Source organism: Arthrobacter sunyaminii, from assembly GCF_018866305.1.
Lineage (GTDB): Bacteria > Actinomycetota > Actinomycetes > Actinomycetales > Micrococcaceae > Arthrobacter_B > Arthrobacter_B sunyaminii.
Genome location: NZ_CP076456.1, coordinates 3879829 through 3895671 on the forward strand (window position 1 = coordinate 3879829; position 15843 = coordinate 3895671).

The following is a 15843-nucleotide window of genomic DNA, read 5'->3' on the forward strand; positions in this document are numbered from 1 at the left end:
CAGCTCCGGTCCGCTGGAGCAAGACCCGGCCGGCTGATCAGGGCTCCTGGATCGAGACCTTTTTTTGCTCGGCGGCGGCAGGCGCAAAAATGATGGAAAGCAGCATGGCTGCGCCCACCACCAGCAGGGAATTACGGATTCCCCAGTGTTCGCCCAGGAAGCCGAGCACCGGCGGGCCAATGAAGAAGGCCGAGTAGCCGATGGTGGAGACAACGGACACCCGGGCCGCAGCGTGCGCCGGGTCCTCGCCGGCGGCCGACATGCCCATCGGGAAGCCCAGCGCTGCGCCGATTCCCCACAGGACGGCGCCAAGCGCGGCCAGGGGAAGGTTGGGTGCCAGGACAAAGAGCAGCAGGCCCACGAGGGACGCGCCCATGCAGATCCGCAATGCCGGCACGCGGCCCATCCGGTCGATCAGCCGGGCGCCGAACCAGCGCGTCAGAGTCATGGCGGCCACAAAGGTTGCGAACATTACGGCGCCGGCGGACTCACTGCTTCCCAGCCCGTCCACGGTCGCCTTGGCCACCCAGTCATTGGCGGCGCCTTCGGTCAGCGCCGCGCCCAGAACCACGACGCCGATCAGCAGCGTACGTCCTTCTTTCCAGGCGCCGAAGCGGGAGGGTTTCACAGCCGCGCCGGTACCGTCGGTGCCGTGGACGGCATGGGACAGCTGCAGGAAGTTGCGCGGCACGATCAGCACCGCAATGCAGACCACGGTCAGGATGGCCAGCAGATGCAGGGACAGCGAGATACCCAGAGCGGACAGGCCGGCGCCGATCAGGGCGCCCACAAAGGAACCACCGGAGAACGCCCCGTGGAATTTAGGCATGATGTTCCGGCCAAGCCGGCGCTCCACGTCCGCGCCCTCCAGGTTCATCGCAACGTCCCAGCCGGCAATGCCGACGCCAAAGATCAGCAAACCCACGGCCGTCAGCGGAATCGACCCCAGGTACAGTCCCGCGGCGATGATCAGGGATGCGGCCGACGTCGTGATCCCGCCGGCACGCACAGTGCCGGCGGTGCCGATCCGCTGTGCCACCGAACCGGCCAGCGGAAGGGCCGTTACCGAGCCGATCGCGGAGAACAGCAGCAGCAGCCCCACGCCGGCCGCACCAATACCGAGGTCCTGGGCCGCGGCGGGAATGCGGGCCGCCCAGCTGGCAAAGACAAGGCCGTTGAGGCCGAAAACCACGAAAACGGCAATGAGTGCCTTGTTGAGGGCAGTCTCTCTTTGGACAGTGTCAGTCGGGTTCTTTTCGGTCACGGCAATATTGTCCCCTACCGCGCGCGGACCACGCGTTTCTCATCCCAGACCGGAGTCTCGGATTCATAGACCTTCCCGTCGGAACCGAACACCAGGAACCGGTCGAAGCTGCGGGCGAACCAGCGGTCGTGGGTGACGGCCAGAACGGTTCCTTCGAACGCCTCGATGGCCTTTTCCAGGGCTTCGGCGGAGTGCAGGTCCAGGTTGTCGGTGGGCTCATCAAGCAGCAGCAGCGTGGCACCGGAGAGTTCCAGCAGCAGGATCTGCAGCCGCGCCTGCTGCCCGCCGGAAAGCGAGTCGTATTTCTGCTCGGAGGACGCCGCCAGGCCGTAGCGGTCCAGGGCTCCGGCGGCGGCTTCGCGGCCGAGGCCGGAGCGGTGTTCATCACCGCGGTGCAGGATGTCCAGCAGGGTTTTTCCGAGCAGGTCCGGGCGCATCATGGTCTGGGCGAAGAACCCCGGCCGGATGCGGGCGCCGAGCTTGACGGAACCCTCGTGCGGAACGGGAGAGATTTCCACCTCGGACACCGGCTCGTGTTCCTTGTCCGGGTCGGTGCCGCCCAGGGCCAGCAGGCGCAGGAAGTGGGACTTTCCGGACCCGTTGGAGCCGAGCACGCCCACCCGGTCGCCAAACCAGATTTCCGTGCTGAACGGCTTCATCAGCCCGGTCAGCTCCAGTTTCTGCGCGACGACGGCCCGTTTGGCGGTGCGTCCGCCGCGCAGGCGCATCTTGACGTTCTGTTCAATCGGCAGGGCCTCGGGCGGACCCGCTTCGAGGAACTTGGCCAGCCGGGTCTGGGCGGCCTGGTACCGGTTGGCCATGTCGGAGCGGAACGCCGCCTTGTTCTTGTACATGTTCACGAGCTCTTTGAGCTTGAGGTGCTCCTCATCCCAGCGCCGGCGCAGTTCCTCGAACCGAGCGTTGCGGTCCTCGCGCGCCGTGACATAGCTGCTGAAGCCGCCGCCGTGGATCCAGGCCGACGCGCCGTTGATGCCCGGTTCCAGGGTGACGATGCGGGTGGCGGCGTTGTCGAGCAGTTCCCGGTCGTGGCTGACAAACAGGACGGATTTCTTGGACTCAGCGAGTTTGGCTTCCAGCCAGCGCTTGCCGGGAACATCCAGATAGTTGTCCGGCTCATCCAGCAGCAGCAGCTCATCCGGGCCGGAGAACAGTGCCTCCAGGACCAGGCGTTTCTGTTCGCCGCCGGACAGGGTGGAGGCCTTGCGGTACTGGGCGCGGTCAAAGGGCATGCCCAGGGCCGCCATGGTGACCTCGTCCCAGACGGTTTCCTGCTCGTAGCCGCCGGCGTCTCCCCAGTCGGCAATGGCGGTGGCGTAGCGCATCTGGGTGGGCTCGTCGTCGTGCTCCATCATCGCCAGCTCCGCATCATCCACGGCTTTGGCGGCCGCGGCGAGCGCCGGCGGGGCGGCAGAGACCAAAAGGTCCCGGACCGTGCTGTCATCGCGGACCTGGCCCACGAACTGGCGCATGATGCCCATGGATCCGGATTTGGACACGGTGCCCTCGTCGGCCTTCATGTCCTCGGCGATGATGCGCAGCAGGGTGGTCTTGCCGGTGCCGTTGGGTCCGATCAGGGCCGTCTTGTGCCCGTCCCCCACCTTGAAGCTGACGCCGTTGAGCAGCTGCCTGCCGTCGGAGAGGAAATAGTCAATGTTGGATACGTCGAGGTGTGCCACACTTCCATCCTCCCATCCCGCCGGGATGGACAGCCGCGGCCCTGACGTGCCTAGGATGAAGGCCGCGTGTCTCCGCCCGGGACACGCCGGAAATACCCCGCTAAGGAGCGAAGATGATCTTCATTACCGTCAAGTTCAACGTCAAGCCGGAATGGGTGGAGCGCTGGCCGGAACTGACCAAAGATTTCACCGCCGCCACCCGTGCCGAGCCCGGCAACCTGTGGTTCGACTGGTCACGCAGCCTGGAAAACCCCAACGAGTTTGTCCTCGTGGAAGCCTTCAAGGACGACGCCGCCGAGGCTCACGTGGGCAGCGACCACTTCCAGCAGGCCATGAAGGATATGGTCCAGGCGCTGGTCGAGACTCCGAAGATCATCAACACGGTCATCGAGGGCGAAGACTGGTCCCGGATGGGTGAACTGACCGTCGAGTAGCCACCGGCCACGGGCCGGCGGATCCTACTTGGTGTCCAGCGTGTATCCGGCCCGGGTCAGCATTTTGCGCAGGTCCACAACGGTCTGCTCGTCAATGTCCTTGCCCCGCGGAGGCTCCAGATAGTCGGTTTCACCGGCGAGGGTAACCTCATACTTGCCGTTGTGTTCCCGGGTGGTGTCGGCCACGGCCTCCAGCAGGGAGCGGACTCGCTTCCACTCAATGTTGGAACTGGTGGGATGCCGCAGGATCTCGTCCAGGGTGTCCCGGTGGTGGTTGTTCAGGTGCACGGTCATCGGTAAACCTCCTGGTTCCAGTTGCCCATGCCGGGGTCCTGAGCGCAAGGGATGCAGGCCAGGTCACGGGCGGACGGTGTCAGTTCCCGGGGGTCCCGCTGAAGAATGCGGCCATCCGCCGCGGCACCAGGTGCCCCAGCTGGGGGGCCAGTGTCCGCGAGCCCGCTTCGATCACCAAACCCCAGGCGGCCATGACCAGGAACGTCCACCAGGCGGGGCCAACGGTTCCTGCTCCCGGGCCGAAGCCGCTGCCCCCGGCGGTGCCCTGTCCCGCCGCCACGAGGCTGATGACGGACAGCACCGCGCCGCCCAGACCGAAAACCGCCGGCAGGGTCAGCCATGATTCCTGCCCTGCCGGCTCCCCCCGGTTACGGCCCCGGCTGAGGGACCAGAGGACTGCCGCCGCCGTGGCCAGCAGCAGCACCAGGACTCCGACGGCGGCACTGGCCCAGACGGGCAGGTCGCCCACGGTCAGCGGAAAGAGTCCCGACAGCGGCAACCCCAGGTTCGCCACAGCGGACAGATGGCCGGTGGCGAAGGCCCAGGCCGACGCTGTCGGCAGCCAGAGCGGTGCGGCGAAGGCCACCGCAGCCCCGCCGTGCACCAGGGCCGTGACGAGCAGCGCCAGGCCGATCACGCAGGTGTAGGCAAGATAGTGGCAGCCGGCCAGGCGCAGCGCCGGCCGAAGTCCCGGCAGCGCTGCTTCAGCCCGCCTGAACCAGCGAAGCTCCGTACCGGCCTCGCGTTTCCGTCCCGCCCAGCTGGCCGCCGTCCCCAGCAGCACGGCGCCGGCCACCAGGCTCGGTGAGGCAGCGGTCAGGAACGCGTCACCGGTGTCAGTGGTTCCGCGCAGTGAAACCAGGAGGCTCAGCAGCACGGAGAAGGCAGCCAGCGCCAGTCCCGTGAGTCCTGCGTAAAGCCAGCGGGCCCCGTCTGATTCCAGTGCCGCCTTACGTTCCGCGCGGCGGCCAAGACGCCAGAGTGATGCCGTTGCCACAGCTGTCAGCGCCAGGGGAAGAACCCCCACCCACACGCTGACCAGCGGCGCGCCGAAGTCCGTTACGGTGGAGGACACTGTCAGGACCGTTGTTCCGCCCAGCGCCATCGCGGCCAGGAAAAAGGGATAGATCGCTAGGGCCGAGGGACCGTCAAGCCTGGCCCCCATGCTGCCGGCCGAATCATTCATGGCGTTCAGGGCACCCGCCCCGCCCAGGAAGAATCCCAGGACCAGCAGCGCCATGGTCACCAGGGCGGCGCCCAGGGTCAGGCCGTAGGCAATCAGTGCCGACTGCACTGCCAGCCACCAGCGCGGGCTCAGGCGCCCGGTTACGGGAGGCGGGACGAGGGTGTCCGGATTCGCCGGCTCCCCGTTGTCCTGGTTGTGCATGGTCCATTCCCTCTGCAGAGCGTGAGCGGGGTTCCGCTGGATTTAAACATACAAGCTTGCAGCGGCGTCAGCTGTTTACCCCTAGGTCCGGCATCGGCAGGGCATGCCGCCGGCGCAGTGCCAGCCCGGCGGCATGAAAGCCTCCCATACCGTGGACCCCGGGTCCCGGCGGCGTGGACGCCGAGCAGAGATAGATCCCCGGAAGCGGCGTTTGCCATGGATTCACTGCCGGTACGGGGCGCGCCGCCATCTGCCACAGGCTCACTGCGCCGCCGCCAAAGTCACCGCCCACATAGTTCTCGTTGTAGCGCTCCAGGTCCGCCGCCGTCGTCACCTGCGAGCGCACGACGACGTCGCGGAAGCCGGGTGCGAACCGTTCAATCTGCGCGGTGACGGCTTCGGTCATGTCCACCGTGGAACCGGCCGGAACGTGGCAGTAGGTCCACAGGATATGGCGGCCCGCCGGTGCCCGGGAGGAATCGAAGGTGCTGGGCTGGGACAGCAGGACGTAGGGCTTGTGCGGATGCTTTCCCGCCGCGACCTGCGCCTCGGCGGCGGCAAGTTCGGCGCGGCGCCCGCCCAGGTGCACCGTTCCGGCCCGTCCCACTTCCCGGTTGGCCCACGGCACCGGGCCGGAGAGGATGAAGTCCACCTTGCAGGCCGCGTTGCCGTACCGGAACCGCTCCAGCGCTCCCGCATACCGTCCCGGCAGCTCCGGTCCGGCGAGCTCCAGCAGGGTCCTGGGGGAAACGTCGAGCAGGACGGTCCTGGCGCCGCGGACCTCATCGAGTGAGGACACCCGGTGGTCCGTGACCAGCTCTCCTCCGTGTGCCTGCAGGTCCTTCACCATGGCATCGGCAATTGCCTGGGATCCGCCGTCGGGCACCGGCCAGCCCACGGTGTGGGCGAGCAGGGCCAGAAGCAGGCCGCCGCCGGCCGACGGCAGTGAGGGCATGCGTCCCACCGGGTGGGCGGCGACTCCGGTGAGCAGGGCCGGCGCCTTATCGGCGGTGAACCGCGTGTTCCACAACGGGGTGCCCTGGTCCAGGGCGGCGCGGCCGAACGCCAGTGCCGCACCGGGCTGCCGGTAGCCCCGGATCAGCGGGGACATCAACAGCTCGGTGATGGCTTCGCTGCGCCGGACCAGCGGCGACATCAGCTTACGGAAGGCAGGCCCGTCTGCCCCCAGCCCCTCGACGGTGCGTTCCAGGTCCTTGTAGGCCAGTCCGGCGTCGCCCCCGTCCAAAGGATGCGCATAGGAGATCTCCGGCACCGTGAGCTTGATGCGGTCGGCCAGTTCAAACCGGCGGAAGAAGGGGGACGCCAGGGCCATGGGATGCACGGCCGAGCACACGTCGTACCGGTGGCCGGGCTCCAGCAGTTCCTTGGTGCGGCTGCCGCCGCCGGCCGTTGGCCCCGCTTCGAAAACCTGCACCGACAGCCCCGCACGGGCCATGATGACCGCAGCCGCCAGACCGTTGGGCCCGGAACCGACCACCGCGACATCGGTCATGGTGTTCCTGCTTCCTTCGGAGTGGATGTCCGGGTGCCGGCTTCCCCAGCTGACGTGCCGCTGATCCTGCGGCGCAGCCGGAACCGGTCGGGTGCGTGGTCGAAGGGCCCGCCCTGCGGATCATCGATGTTCAGCCGACGCACCGGATCGCGGGCGGGCACCAGGATGTCCCTGACCACCTGGGACATCAGCCAGGCCGTGGCCAGCACGTGCCCGGCCACGGCCCACACGTAGTAGGCGGCGTCGATGTTGTTCTGGGCGGAGCCGCCGGAGGTTTGCGCGCCCAGATACATCCAGATGGCCCACCAGTGGAGCACTTCGAAGAACTGCCAGACCAGAAAGTCTCTCCACCTGGGACGGGCAAGCGCCACCAGCGGAATCAGCCACAGGACAAACTGGGGCGAATACACCTTGTTGGTCAGGATGAAGGCGGCAACAATCAGGAACGCCAGCTGCGCCAGCCGGGGCCGCCTCGGAGCGGCAAGTCCCAGGAGTGCAATGCCCGCGCAGGCCGCGGTGAACAGGAAATAGGCCCAGAAATTGATGAACCCTGAATCCGCCTGCGACTGCCCCCACCGCTCCGCCAGCACGTTCCACGCAAACCATACGGAGGAATACCCCGCAGGCCGCTCCCCGGTGAAGGTCAGGAAGAACTTCCAGCCGGTGAAGTCGGCAACCATGAACGGAACGTTCACCACCAGCCATGCGGCCGCAGCTGCGCCCGTTGCCTGGAAGGCCGGGCGCAGCCGCCCGGTCCGCAGTGCCAGAACCAGCACTGCGCCGAGGATCAGCACCGGATAGAGCTTCAGCGCCGCCCCCAGACCCAGCAGCACTCCGGCTAGGACCGGGCGGCTGCGCGCAAAAGCCAGCATGCCCAGCGCCGCCAGCAGCACGGCCCAAACGTCCCAGTTAATGAACACCGACAGGATCATGGCGGGGGCCAGCGCCACCATGGCAGCGTCCCAGGGCCTGCGGTTGGCCATCCGCATGGTCGCGATGACCGTGCCGATCCAGGCCAGGACCGCCAGGACCGCATTGACGTCAAAGTAGGCCAGCGCGCGTTCCTGCGATCCGCCGTCGGGCACCAGCAGGGCAACGGCGCCCGCCAGCAGCCCCAGCAGCACGGGGTATTCGAAGGCGGCGTCCGGGGTCAGGAAGGGAAAAACGCCCTGCGCCAGACCGCGGGAGTCGAACAGGACCGGCCAGTCCGAGTAACAGGCCTGATAGAAGTGGGTCGGTGCGGTCCAGCCGCCGGTGCGGCACGGCATTTTCACCAGCACCGCCACCAGAGCTGCTGCCGTGGTGAGCAGGATCAGGACCCGCTCCACGGTAAAGAACCCGGGCGTCACGATGCCCGGGGCGGTGTGGCGGCCCAGCGGACCGCCAATGCCCTCGGTGAGTTCGCGCAGCAGCGGGTCATTGCGGCTGGGCACCACTATCCGCAGCGGCTGGCGTCGGGGCTTGGGCTCCATGGTTACCAGTATGCCGCTCCGCCCCGGCTTCTCCGGGTGCCGGACGGCACCGCAGTCGCCGCCGCTGCGCGAAGCTGTGATGCCAAACACTAATTGCTTGGGTAGAGGCCGTAGACTGGGCCCGGTCTTGCCGCCGCAGGTGCGGCGGTTGATAACTCGTCTTCAAAGGAGAACCGTGGCTAAGAACCCCATTCGGGTCGCAATCGTTGGTGTGGGAAACTGTGCGGCATCGCTGGTGCAGGGCGTGCAGTATTACCGCGATGCAGATCCGGACCTGACGGTCCCTGGTTTGATGCATGTGGAGTTCGGAAGCTACCACGTCAATGACGTGCAGTTTGTCGCCGCCTTTGACGTCGACAGCAAGAAGGTTGGCCTGGACCTGGCCGACGCCATCGGCGCCAGCGAGAACAACACCATTAAGATCGCTGATGTTCCGGAAACCGGCGTCACCGTGCAGCGCGGCCACACCCTCGACGGCCTGGGCAAGTACTACCGCGAGACCATCGTGGAGTCCGACGCCGAGCCGGTGGACATTGTTGCCGCGCTGAAGGACAACGCCGTTGACGTGATGGTCTGCTATCTGCCCGTCGGTTCCGAGCAGGCTGCCAAGTTCTACGCCCAGTGCGCCATCGACGCCGGTGTTGCCTTCGTGAATGCCCTGCCCGTTTTCATTGCCGGTACCAAGGAGTGGGCGGATAAATTCACTGCTGCCGGCGTGCCGATCATCGGTGACGACATCAAGAGCCAGATCGGCGCCACCATTACGCACCGCGTGATGGCCAAGCTGTTCGAGGACCGCGGCGTGGTGCTGGACCGCACCTACCAGCTGAACGTCGGCGGCAACATGGACTTCAAGAACATGCTTGAGCGTGAGCGCCTGGAGTCCAAGAAGATTTCGAAGACGCAGGCCGTCACCTCCAATACCTCAGCCGATTTGAAGGCCGACGACGTCCACATCGGCCCCTCGGACTACGTTGCCTGGCTCGATGACCGCAAGTGGGCCTTTGTGCGCCTTGAGGGCCGCAACTTCGGCGACGCTCCGGTGTCCCTGGAATACAAGCTGGAGGTCTGGGACTCCCCCAACTCCGCCGGTGTCATCATCGATGCCATCCGGGCGGCCAAGATTGCGCTGGACCGGGGTGTGGGCGGGCCCATCCTCTCGGCGTCGAGCTACTTCATGAAGTCCCCGCCGGAGCAGTACAACGATGACATTGCCAAGGAAAAGGTGGAGCAGTTCATCCGCGGCGAGGTGGAGCGCTAAGCCCGGCGCTTCCCCGTTGCGGCACGCCCGCCGGTTATGAGAGGCCGGAGGGCGTGCCGTCCGCGGCAACGTCCATGCGCATTGCTGCCGGAGCCTTCGGCAGTCCGGGCATGGTCATTACGGCACCGGTGAGTGCGACGACGAATCCGGCTCCGGTCTTCAGGATCAGGTCCCGCACGTGCACGGTGAAACCGGTCGGTGCTCCGAGCAGGTCCGCGTTGTCCGAGAAGGAGTACTGGGTCTTGGCCATGCACACCGGCAGCGAGTCCCATCCCCCGGCCTTGATTTCCTCCAGCCGGCGCAGGGCCGGCAGGGAAAACTCCACGTCGTCGGCTCCGTAAATGTCCCGGACCACCGTCCGGATCTTCTCCTCGACCGGCACGTCCAACGGGTACAGATGGTGGAAATCCGCCGGTTCCTCCAGGGCTTCCAGGACCTTGGCGGCCAGCGCATCACCCCCGCTTTCCCCTCCGCCGTTGGCCCAGACATCGGCTGCGGCCGCGGCGACGCCTTCGCCTGCACACCACTGCAGCAGCCAGTCCACCTCTTCCTGCGTGTCCGTGGTGAAGGTGTTCACCGCCACGACGGGGCTCAGGCCGAACCTGGCGATGTTGCGGATGTGCCGGCGCAGGTTGGCCGTTCCCGCCTCCAGGGCGGCGAAGTCCGGCTCACTCAGCCGGTCCTTCGGCACGCCGCCGTGCATCTTCAGGGCACGGATCGTTGCCACCAGGACGACGGCGTCCGGGGCCACGTCCGCGGCCCGCGAGGTGATGTCCATGTACTTTTCGGCGCCAAGGTCGGCGCCGAAGCCCGCCTCGGTGACCACGATGTCGCCGACGGTGCGGGCCAGTTCGGTGGCGATCACGGAGTTGCAGCCGTGTGCGATGTTGGCGAACGGGCCGCCGTGGACCAGCGCCGGCGTCCCGGCGAGGGTTTGGACCAGGTTCGGTTTCACGGCGTCTTTGAGCAGCAGTGTCAGTGCGCCCTCCACGCCCAGATCCCGCACCGTGACCGGCCGCCGGTCGTAGGTGTATCCCACTGTGATGCGGGCCAGCCGCTCCTTGAGGTCGGCGAGGTCGCGGGCCAGGCAGAAGACGGCCATGATTTCCGAAGCCACGGTGATGTCGAAACCATCCTGGCGCGGCACACCCTGCACCGGGCCGCCCAGGCCGATCACGATGTCCCGCAGCGAGCGGTCATTCATGTCCATGACGCGGCGGAAGGTGATCCGGCGCGGATCGATCCCCAGCTCGTTGCCCTGGTAGATGTGGTTGTCCAGCAACGCCGTCAACGCGTTGTTGGCGGTGGTGATGGCGTGGAAGTCGCCGGTGAAGTGCAGGTTGATGTCCTCCATGGGCACCACCTGCGACCAGCCGCCGCCCGTGGCTCCGCCCTTCATGCCCAGTACCGGCCCCAGTGAAGGTTCGCGCAGGGCTATGACGGTGTTTGCTCCGGCTTTGGCCAGTGCATCGCCCAGTCCGACGGTGACCGTGGACTTGCCTTCTCCGGCCGGGGTGGGGCTCATGGCGGTGACCAGCACCACCTTCCCGCGGGTGCTGCGTGCGGGCACCAGTGCCGGGTCAATCTTGGCTTTGTACCGTCCGTACAGTTCCAGGGCTTCTTCGGGGATGCCGGCTGCACGGGCGATGTCCGTAATGGGCTTCATCACGGCCCGGCGGGAGATTTCCAAATCGCTGGTCATGTCAGCGGCTGCGCGCATCATTGCGGTCCTTCCGGTTCCCGCCGGTGGTCTTCATCGACGGTGGTGGCGTATCACCAAGCTATCAGCGCACGGAGTGCGCCGAGAACTGTTCGGCGGCCTGCAGGTAGCTCTGCGCCGTGAGTGTGGCTGTGCGCTTCCAGCCAAACGCGGCAGCGTGCACTGCGGCGCCGTAGCCCAGCGCCCGCCGCATACCCTCGTCGTCGTACAGCCGTTCCAGCTCGGCGGACCAGCGCCCGCTCTCGTGACCGTCCACCAGAAGCCCGGTGCGGCCGTGTTCCACAGCCTTGGGCAGCCCGCCCACGTTGGCGGCCAGCACTGGAGTGCCGCAGGCCTGGGCTTCAAGGGCCACGAGGCCGAAGGATTCGCTGAAGGAGGGCACGGCAACCACGTCGGCGGCCCTAAACCAGTCGGCCAGCACGGCGGCCTCCACGGGCGGATGGAGGGTCACCTGTCCGTGCAGCCCCAGCGAATCCGCCAGCGGCGCCAGGTCCAAAACATCGGCGCCGCTGCCGGCGCCGAGCACGGTGACGTGCAGCGGGATGTCCGGACGGCGGGCGTGCAGTTCCGCGGCGGCCCGGATCAGCACCTGGGGGCCTTTCATCCGCTGGATACGGCCGGCAAAGACGACGTGGAACACGCCGCGGGGCACGCCCAGCCGGGCGCGGGCCGCGCCGGAGTTCCGGCTCGAGAAAACCTGCAGGTCCACTCCCGGCGCGACGACGTCCACGGCGCGGGGGTTGGCTCCGTACAGCGATTCCAGCTCGGCGGCTTCAGTGCTTGTATTGGCTATCAGGCGGGTGGCACCGCCCACGATGTCCTGTTCCCCGTCAATCCGCACCCGGGGCTCCGGCTTCTCTCCGGCCTGCAGACGCAGGTTCTTCACCCGGGCCATGGTGTGCATGGTGTGCACCAGGGGAAGGTCCCAGGCACGGGCAACAGCCAGGCCGGCTGTGCCGGAGATCCAGTAGTGCGAATGGATGACGTCAAAGTGCCGGTGGGAAGGGAATGGATGGCTGCCCGTCACGGATGCTGCCAGGGCAGCTTCCAGCCCGGGGAGAGCTTCCTTGGCAATCTTTCGGCGCGGTCCCGCTTCAACGTGGCGCACCGTCACACCGGGAACAAGTTCCACGGACGGACGCTGGTGCCGGTCGGTTGCCCGGGTGAAAATCTCCACCTCTACGCCTGTGGCAGCCAACTCCACGGCCACGGAGCGCACATAAACATTCATGCCGCCGGCATCACCGGAGCCTGGCTGCTCCAACGGTGACGTATGCAGGGAGAGCATGGCGACACGCTTTACCTGAAGCAACAGCTCTCCCTTCCTGGCCGGCCGCTGTCCTTGTCCCCTACTGACTTTATAACGACACGGCGCAGAGCATGGTTTCCAGGCAGGCTGCGCCCACCACATAAAACGGGGGAGTCCGCACTGCAGGACAGCGCGGACTCCCCCGGTTTTGTTCCCGTCGGTTCGGGGGGCTACTTCGCCGACCAGGTGTTGTGGGCCATCAGATACCGGTGCGGACCGTTCCAGCACTGGTCCAGGCGTGCCTGATGAACGGCATCGGAACGGGCGAAGGACGCTAACAGTCGGAAAAACATGGCGGACACCTCCTTTCGCAGCGGTGTTGGGACGCGGGCCGGACCAGGGGCTTCGCGGGCTTCGGTGGGGTTAGGTGCGTCGGTGGCATCGAGTGCTTGAACTGCTTCGCGTGCTTCAGGCGAAGCGAAGGGTTTTATCGGAACTGAAAAGGGCAGGCTGGATTTAGGCACAGTAAACTCCGGAAAAAGGCGCATGTTTTTGGGTGCGCAAAAGGAAACAATGGAAGAAGGAATGACCCAATGAGGCCGCAGGGAAATGAAGAGAATTACCCTGAAAAAGAACGTGCGGGAAATGGGAGTCCATACACGGGAACACTGCCTCCCCGGCCGGCCGGGCACCTGCGGTTCCTCACAGCGAGCGCATCACGTGAAGCTTCACGGCAGGGCCGCACCACGAGCACCGCGCAGCGGACGCCGGGAAGTTCAGTGAGTTGTCGAAGGAAGGATCAGCGCCGCACACCGTCCGGCGCAAAGCCAGGGCGGTGGCGTGCACACGCTTGGAGCCGCCGAACTGCGGCTACCAAAGACTCGGCAGCCAGCGGCGGGGCAGTCAGCCCGCGGTTACCCGCCGGATGATCGGCCAGGGATTACCCGCGGCCACCGTCGAACGGGGGCCGTCGCCAGGAGACTCCAAAACCCGCCGTGCCGGTGCCGGCCACCCGCCGTCCAAGGGGCCGCATCAGCGGCCCTGCAGTCGAAGGGATGGACGTGCGGGCCTGCGGGCAGGCAACCGTCGTGGCAGTGAGGAATTTGTGGATGTTCATTACCTCACCTCCCTTTCATGAGTGCATGGACTTGCGGATGGACCGGTCACAGAGCTGCGGACCGGAATAACACGTATTCACTGGCTGGTGCGGTATCAACCTGTAAGAAAGGTGGCCGCAGGAAAAACATACAACAGGTTTCCGTTCCCTGCCAAGACATTTACGGAAACTTTTTTACATTCTTTTTGCGACTAATAGTCCCAGCGCACTATCGCGGGAGTGTGCTTGTCCCAGCCCAGTGTGCAAACCGCAGCGGTTCCGAGGACAAAATGCCGTCCCTGGTCCGCCCGAAGACCGAGCCAGCGGGCGGCGAGGATCCGCAGGAAATGTCCGTGCGCCACGAGGAGGACCTTCTCCACCGGGGTGGCATCCGGCGTGCGGTCCATCGGTGTTCCGCAGCCGGCCTGGACGAGCGAGATGATGCGGTCGGCCCGCTCCGCCACCTGGTCCAGGGTTTCACCGTTGGGTACGCCGTCGTTCCAGATGAGGTACCCGGGGTTCTCGGCACGGACCTGGGTGCTCTTTCGGCCCTCGTTGTCTCCGTAGTCCCATTCATGGGCGTGGGGAAGGATCTGAGGATTGGGGTAGCCCACCAGTTCGGCGGTGCGCCGCGCCCGGGCCAGCGGAGAGGACAGGACAAGATCAAAGTCCACGGCCCCGATCTTTTCCCTGGCGGCCCTGGCCTGGGCCTCGCCCGCCTCCGTCAGGGGGATGTCCGTCAGACCGGTGTAGTTGCCCTCCCGGGACCACTCCGTTTCACCGTGGCGCAGCAGCCACAGGCGCGGCAGCCGGGTACCTGCCGGCGTCGTATCCGGAACCGCGGGACCGAAGTCCTCAGCGTTACTCATTTACTTCCTTCCGCTTGTCAGGACGGATTTCCGTCCGACTCCATTTTGGCACCGCCGCGGGCGGCGGCATTGCCGGAGCTGTCAGCGGAAGGCTCTGCGGGCGCCGCGGGAGTATCGGCGTCTCCGGCGGCGGCGGCAGCGGAATTGTCGGGATTCTCGGGCTGGGAAGCCCACCAGCTGCGCAGCAGATCCGCCGCTTCAGCCTCACTGGAGGGCCCCTTTTCCATCCGTTCTTCCAGCAGGAACCGGTAGGCGCGGCCCACCACGGGGCCCGGCCGGATGCCCAGCAGGGCCATGATCTGCTGCCCGTCCAGATCGGGCCGGATGGCGGCGAGTTCCTCCTGCTCGGCGAGCGCAGTGATGCGGGCTTCCAGGTCGTCATAGGCGAAGGCCAGGCGTTCGGCCTTGCGCCGGTTGCGGGTGGTGACGTCGGAGCGGGTCAACCGGTGCAGCCGCTGCAGCAGGGGGCCGGCGTCGTTGACGTAGCGGCGGACGGCGGAATCGGTCCAGCCCGCATCGCCGTACCCGTAGAACCTCATGTGCAGCTCCACCAGCCGCGAGACCGCTTTGATGGTGTCATTATCGAAGCGCAGCGCTTTCATCCGCTTGGCGGTGAGCTTGGACCCGACGGCGTCGTGGTGCAGGAAACTAACGGAGCCGTTCGGTTCGAAACGGCGGGTGGCGGGTTTGCCGACGTCGTGCATCAGCGCAGCGAAACGAAGGACAAAATCCGGACCCGGCACTGCGCCGTCGGCGTCCGTCTCCTGGCCGCAGGCCTGCCGGAGCACCGTCAGCGAGTGCTGGTAAACGTCCTTATGGCGGTGGTGCTCGTCGATCTCCAGCTTCAGCGCGGACACCTCCGGCAGGACATGCTCGGCCAGTCCGCTTTCCACCAGCAGGTCAATGCCGGCCCACGGCGCCTTGCCGTTAATGAGTTTGACCAGTTCGTCGCGGACGCGTTCGGCGGAAATAATGGTGATCCGCCCGGCCATGTCCTTCATTGCCTCGAAGACCTCGGGCGCCACGTCCACTTCCAGCTGGGAGGCAAAGCGTGCGGCACGCATCATCCGCAGCGGGTCGTCGGAGAACGACGTCGAGGGGGCGCCGGGAGTGCGTACGAGGCCCGCGTGCAGGTCCTTCGCTCCGCCGAACGGATCAACCAGTTCCATGGAAGGCAGCCGCAGAGCCATCGCGTTCATGGTGAAGTCGCGGCGGAAGAGATCGTCTTCGAGCTTGTCTCCGAACGCCACGGCCGGTTTGCGCGAATCCGGATCGTAGGCATCGGCCCGGTATGTGGTGATTTCAATCTGGAAGCCGGCCTTGCGCATACCGATCGTTCCGAACGCACGCCCGATCTCCCAGTAGGTGTCACACCAGCGGCGAATCACGCTGATGATGTCATCGGGGCGGGCGTTGGTGGTGAAATCCAGGTCCGGGGATACGCGCCCCAGAAAGAGGTCCCGCACCGGACCGCCCACGAGGGAAAGCTCGTAACCGGCGTCGTGGAACAACTGCCCGAGGTCGCCGACAACGGAGGGAAGGGGGGTTTTCAGGGCCGAGCTGTCAGAAAGGTGCGCCATAGTGCTT

At 66.3% G+C, this 15843-nt stretch carries 14 protein-coding genes; 2 read left to right on the forward strand and 12 right to left on the reverse strand.

The features are described 5' to 3' along the window. Positions 1 to 37 precede the first annotated feature (37 nt). Positions 38 to 1264: an MFS transporter gene (locus KG104_RS17775; RefSeq protein WP_207348168.1), complete on the reverse strand. Its 1227-nt coding sequence runs from the start codon at positions 1262 to 1264 to the stop codon at positions 38 to 40. 14 nt (positions 1265 to 1278) lie between these two features. After that, on the reverse strand, positions 1279 to 2961 hold the full coding sequence (locus KG104_RS17780; RefSeq protein ID WP_207348167.1) for an ABC-F family ATP-binding cassette domain-containing protein: 1683 nt from the start codon (positions 2959 to 2961) through the stop codon (positions 1279 to 1281). Positions 2962 to 3074: 113 nt separating this feature from the next. On the opposite strand from KG104_RS17780, the gene KG104_RS17785 reads away from it, so the two are divergent. Next, the gene (locus tag KG104_RS17785; protein ID WP_104053451.1) at positions 3075 to 3395 is read left to right on the forward strand and encodes a putative quinol monooxygenase; all 321 of its coding nucleotides are present in this window, start codon (positions 3075 to 3077) and stop codon (positions 3393 to 3395) included. Between the two features lie 24 nt (positions 3396 to 3419). Here the strand turns inward: KG104_RS17785 and KG104_RS17790 are convergent, their stop codons facing one another. From KG104_RS17790 to KG104_RS17805, 4 genes are all read right to left on the reverse strand, one after another. Beyond that, complete coding sequence (locus KG104_RS17790) at positions 3420 to 3689, reverse strand: hypothetical protein (protein WP_104053452.1); 270 nt, start codon at positions 3687 to 3689, stop codon at positions 3420 to 3422. A gap of 79 nt (positions 3690 to 3768) precedes the next feature. After that, positions 3769 to 5076 (reverse strand): hypothetical protein, encoded by a 1308-nt coding sequence (locus KG104_RS17795; RefSeq protein ID WP_207348166.1) that lies wholly within the window; start codon positions 5074 to 5076, stop codon positions 3769 to 3771. Positions 5077 to 5143: 67 nt separating this feature from the next. Continuing rightward, positions 5144 to 6589, reverse strand: a complete 1446-nt coding sequence (locus KG104_RS17800; protein ID WP_207348165.1) for a phytoene desaturase family protein — start codon at positions 6587 to 6589, stop codon at positions 5144 to 5146. Beyond that, entirely contained in the window at positions 6586 to 8061 is a 1476-nt protein-coding gene (locus KG104_RS17805; RefSeq protein WP_207348164.1) for a glycosyltransferase family 87 protein, read from the reverse strand. The genes KG104_RS17800 and KG104_RS17805 overlap by 4 nt, the downstream gene beginning before the upstream one ends. A 175-nt stretch (positions 8062 to 8236) precedes the next feature. Here KG104_RS17805 and KG104_RS17810 point away from each other — a divergent pair, with 175 nt between their 5' ends. After that, positions 8237 to 9322, forward strand: a complete 1086-nt coding sequence (locus KG104_RS17810; protein WP_104160013.1) for an inositol-3-phosphate synthase — start codon at positions 8237 to 8239, stop codon at positions 9320 to 9322. Positions 9323 to 9356: 34 nt separating this feature from the next. Here KG104_RS17810 and KG104_RS17815 read toward each other — a convergent pair whose 3' ends face one another. From KG104_RS17815 to KG104_RS17835, 6 genes are all read right to left on the reverse strand, one after another. After that, complete coding sequence (locus KG104_RS17815) at positions 9357 to 11042, reverse strand: formate--tetrahydrofolate ligase (protein WP_207348163.1); 1686 nt, start codon at positions 11040 to 11042, stop codon at positions 9357 to 9359. A 64-nt stretch (positions 11043 to 11106) separates the two neighbouring features. Next, complete coding sequence (gene mshA / locus KG104_RS17820; protein WP_207348162.1) at positions 11107 to 12354, reverse strand: D-inositol-3-phosphate glycosyltransferase; 1248 nt, start codon at positions 12352 to 12354, stop codon at positions 11107 to 11109. Between the two features lie 167 nt (positions 12355 to 12521). Further along, positions 12522 to 12644 (reverse strand): hypothetical protein, encoded by a 123-nt coding sequence (locus KG104_RS18230; RefSeq protein ID WP_258059776.1) that lies wholly within the window; start codon positions 12642 to 12644, stop codon positions 12522 to 12524. 587 nt (positions 12645 to 13231) lie between these two features. Beyond that, positions 13232 to 13408, reverse strand: coding sequence for a hypothetical protein (locus tag KG104_RS17825; protein WP_181032192.1), 177 nt, complete (start codon positions 13406 to 13408; stop codon positions 13232 to 13234). 191 nt (positions 13409 to 13599) lie between these two features. Continuing rightward, positions 13600 to 14256, reverse strand: a complete 657-nt coding sequence (locus KG104_RS17830) for a histidine phosphatase family protein (protein ID WP_104053457.1) — start codon at positions 14254 to 14256, stop codon at positions 13600 to 13602. 17 nt (positions 14257 to 14273) lie between these two features. Further along, positions 14274 to 15836 (reverse strand): CCA tRNA nucleotidyltransferase, encoded by a 1563-nt coding sequence (locus tag KG104_RS17835; RefSeq protein ID WP_104053458.1) that lies wholly within the window; start codon positions 15834 to 15836, stop codon positions 14274 to 14276. Between the last annotated feature and the right edge of the window lie 7 nt (positions 15837 to 15843).

Excerpts from the sequence above, each read along its gene's own strand:
- KG104_RS17805 (WP_207348164.1), bottom strand. The coding sequence starts at position 8,061 with ATGGAGCCCAAGCCCCGACGCCAGCCGCTGCGGATAGTGGTGCCCAGC.
- KG104_RS17790 (WP_104053452.1), bottom strand. The coding sequence starts at position 3,689 with ATGACCGTGCACCTGAACAACCACCACCGGGACACCCTGGACGAGATC.
- KG104_RS17830 (WP_104053457.1), bottom strand. The coding sequence starts at position 14,256 with ATGAGTAACGCTGAGGACTTCGGTCCCGCGGTTCCGGATACGACGCCG.
- KG104_RS17800 (WP_207348165.1), bottom strand. The coding sequence starts at position 6,589 with ATGACCGATGTCGCGGTGGTCGGTTCCGGGCCCAACGGTCTGGCGGCT.
- KG104_RS17815 (WP_207348163.1), bottom strand. The coding sequence starts at position 11,042 with ATGCGCGCAGCCGCTGACATGACCAGCGATTTGGAAATCTCCCGCCGG.
- KG104_RS17795 (WP_207348166.1), bottom strand. The coding sequence starts at position 5,076 with ATGCACAACCAGGACAACGGGGAGCCGGCGAATCCGGACACCCTCGTC.
- KG104_RS18230 (WP_258059776.1), bottom strand. The coding sequence starts at position 12,644 with ATGTTTTTCCGACTGTTAGCGTCCTTCGCCCGTTCCGATGCCGTTCAT.
- KG104_RS17825 (WP_181032192.1), bottom strand. The coding sequence starts at position 13,408 with ATGAACATCCACAAATTCCTCACTGCCACGACGGTTGCCTGCCCGCAG.
- KG104_RS17835 (WP_104053458.1), bottom strand. The coding sequence starts at position 15,836 with ATGGCGCACCTTTCTGACAGCTCGGCCCTGAAAACCCCCCTTCCCTCC.
- KG104_RS17785 (WP_104053451.1), top strand. The coding sequence starts at position 3,075 with ATGATCTTCATTACCGTCAAGTTCAACGTCAAGCCGGAATGGGTGGAG.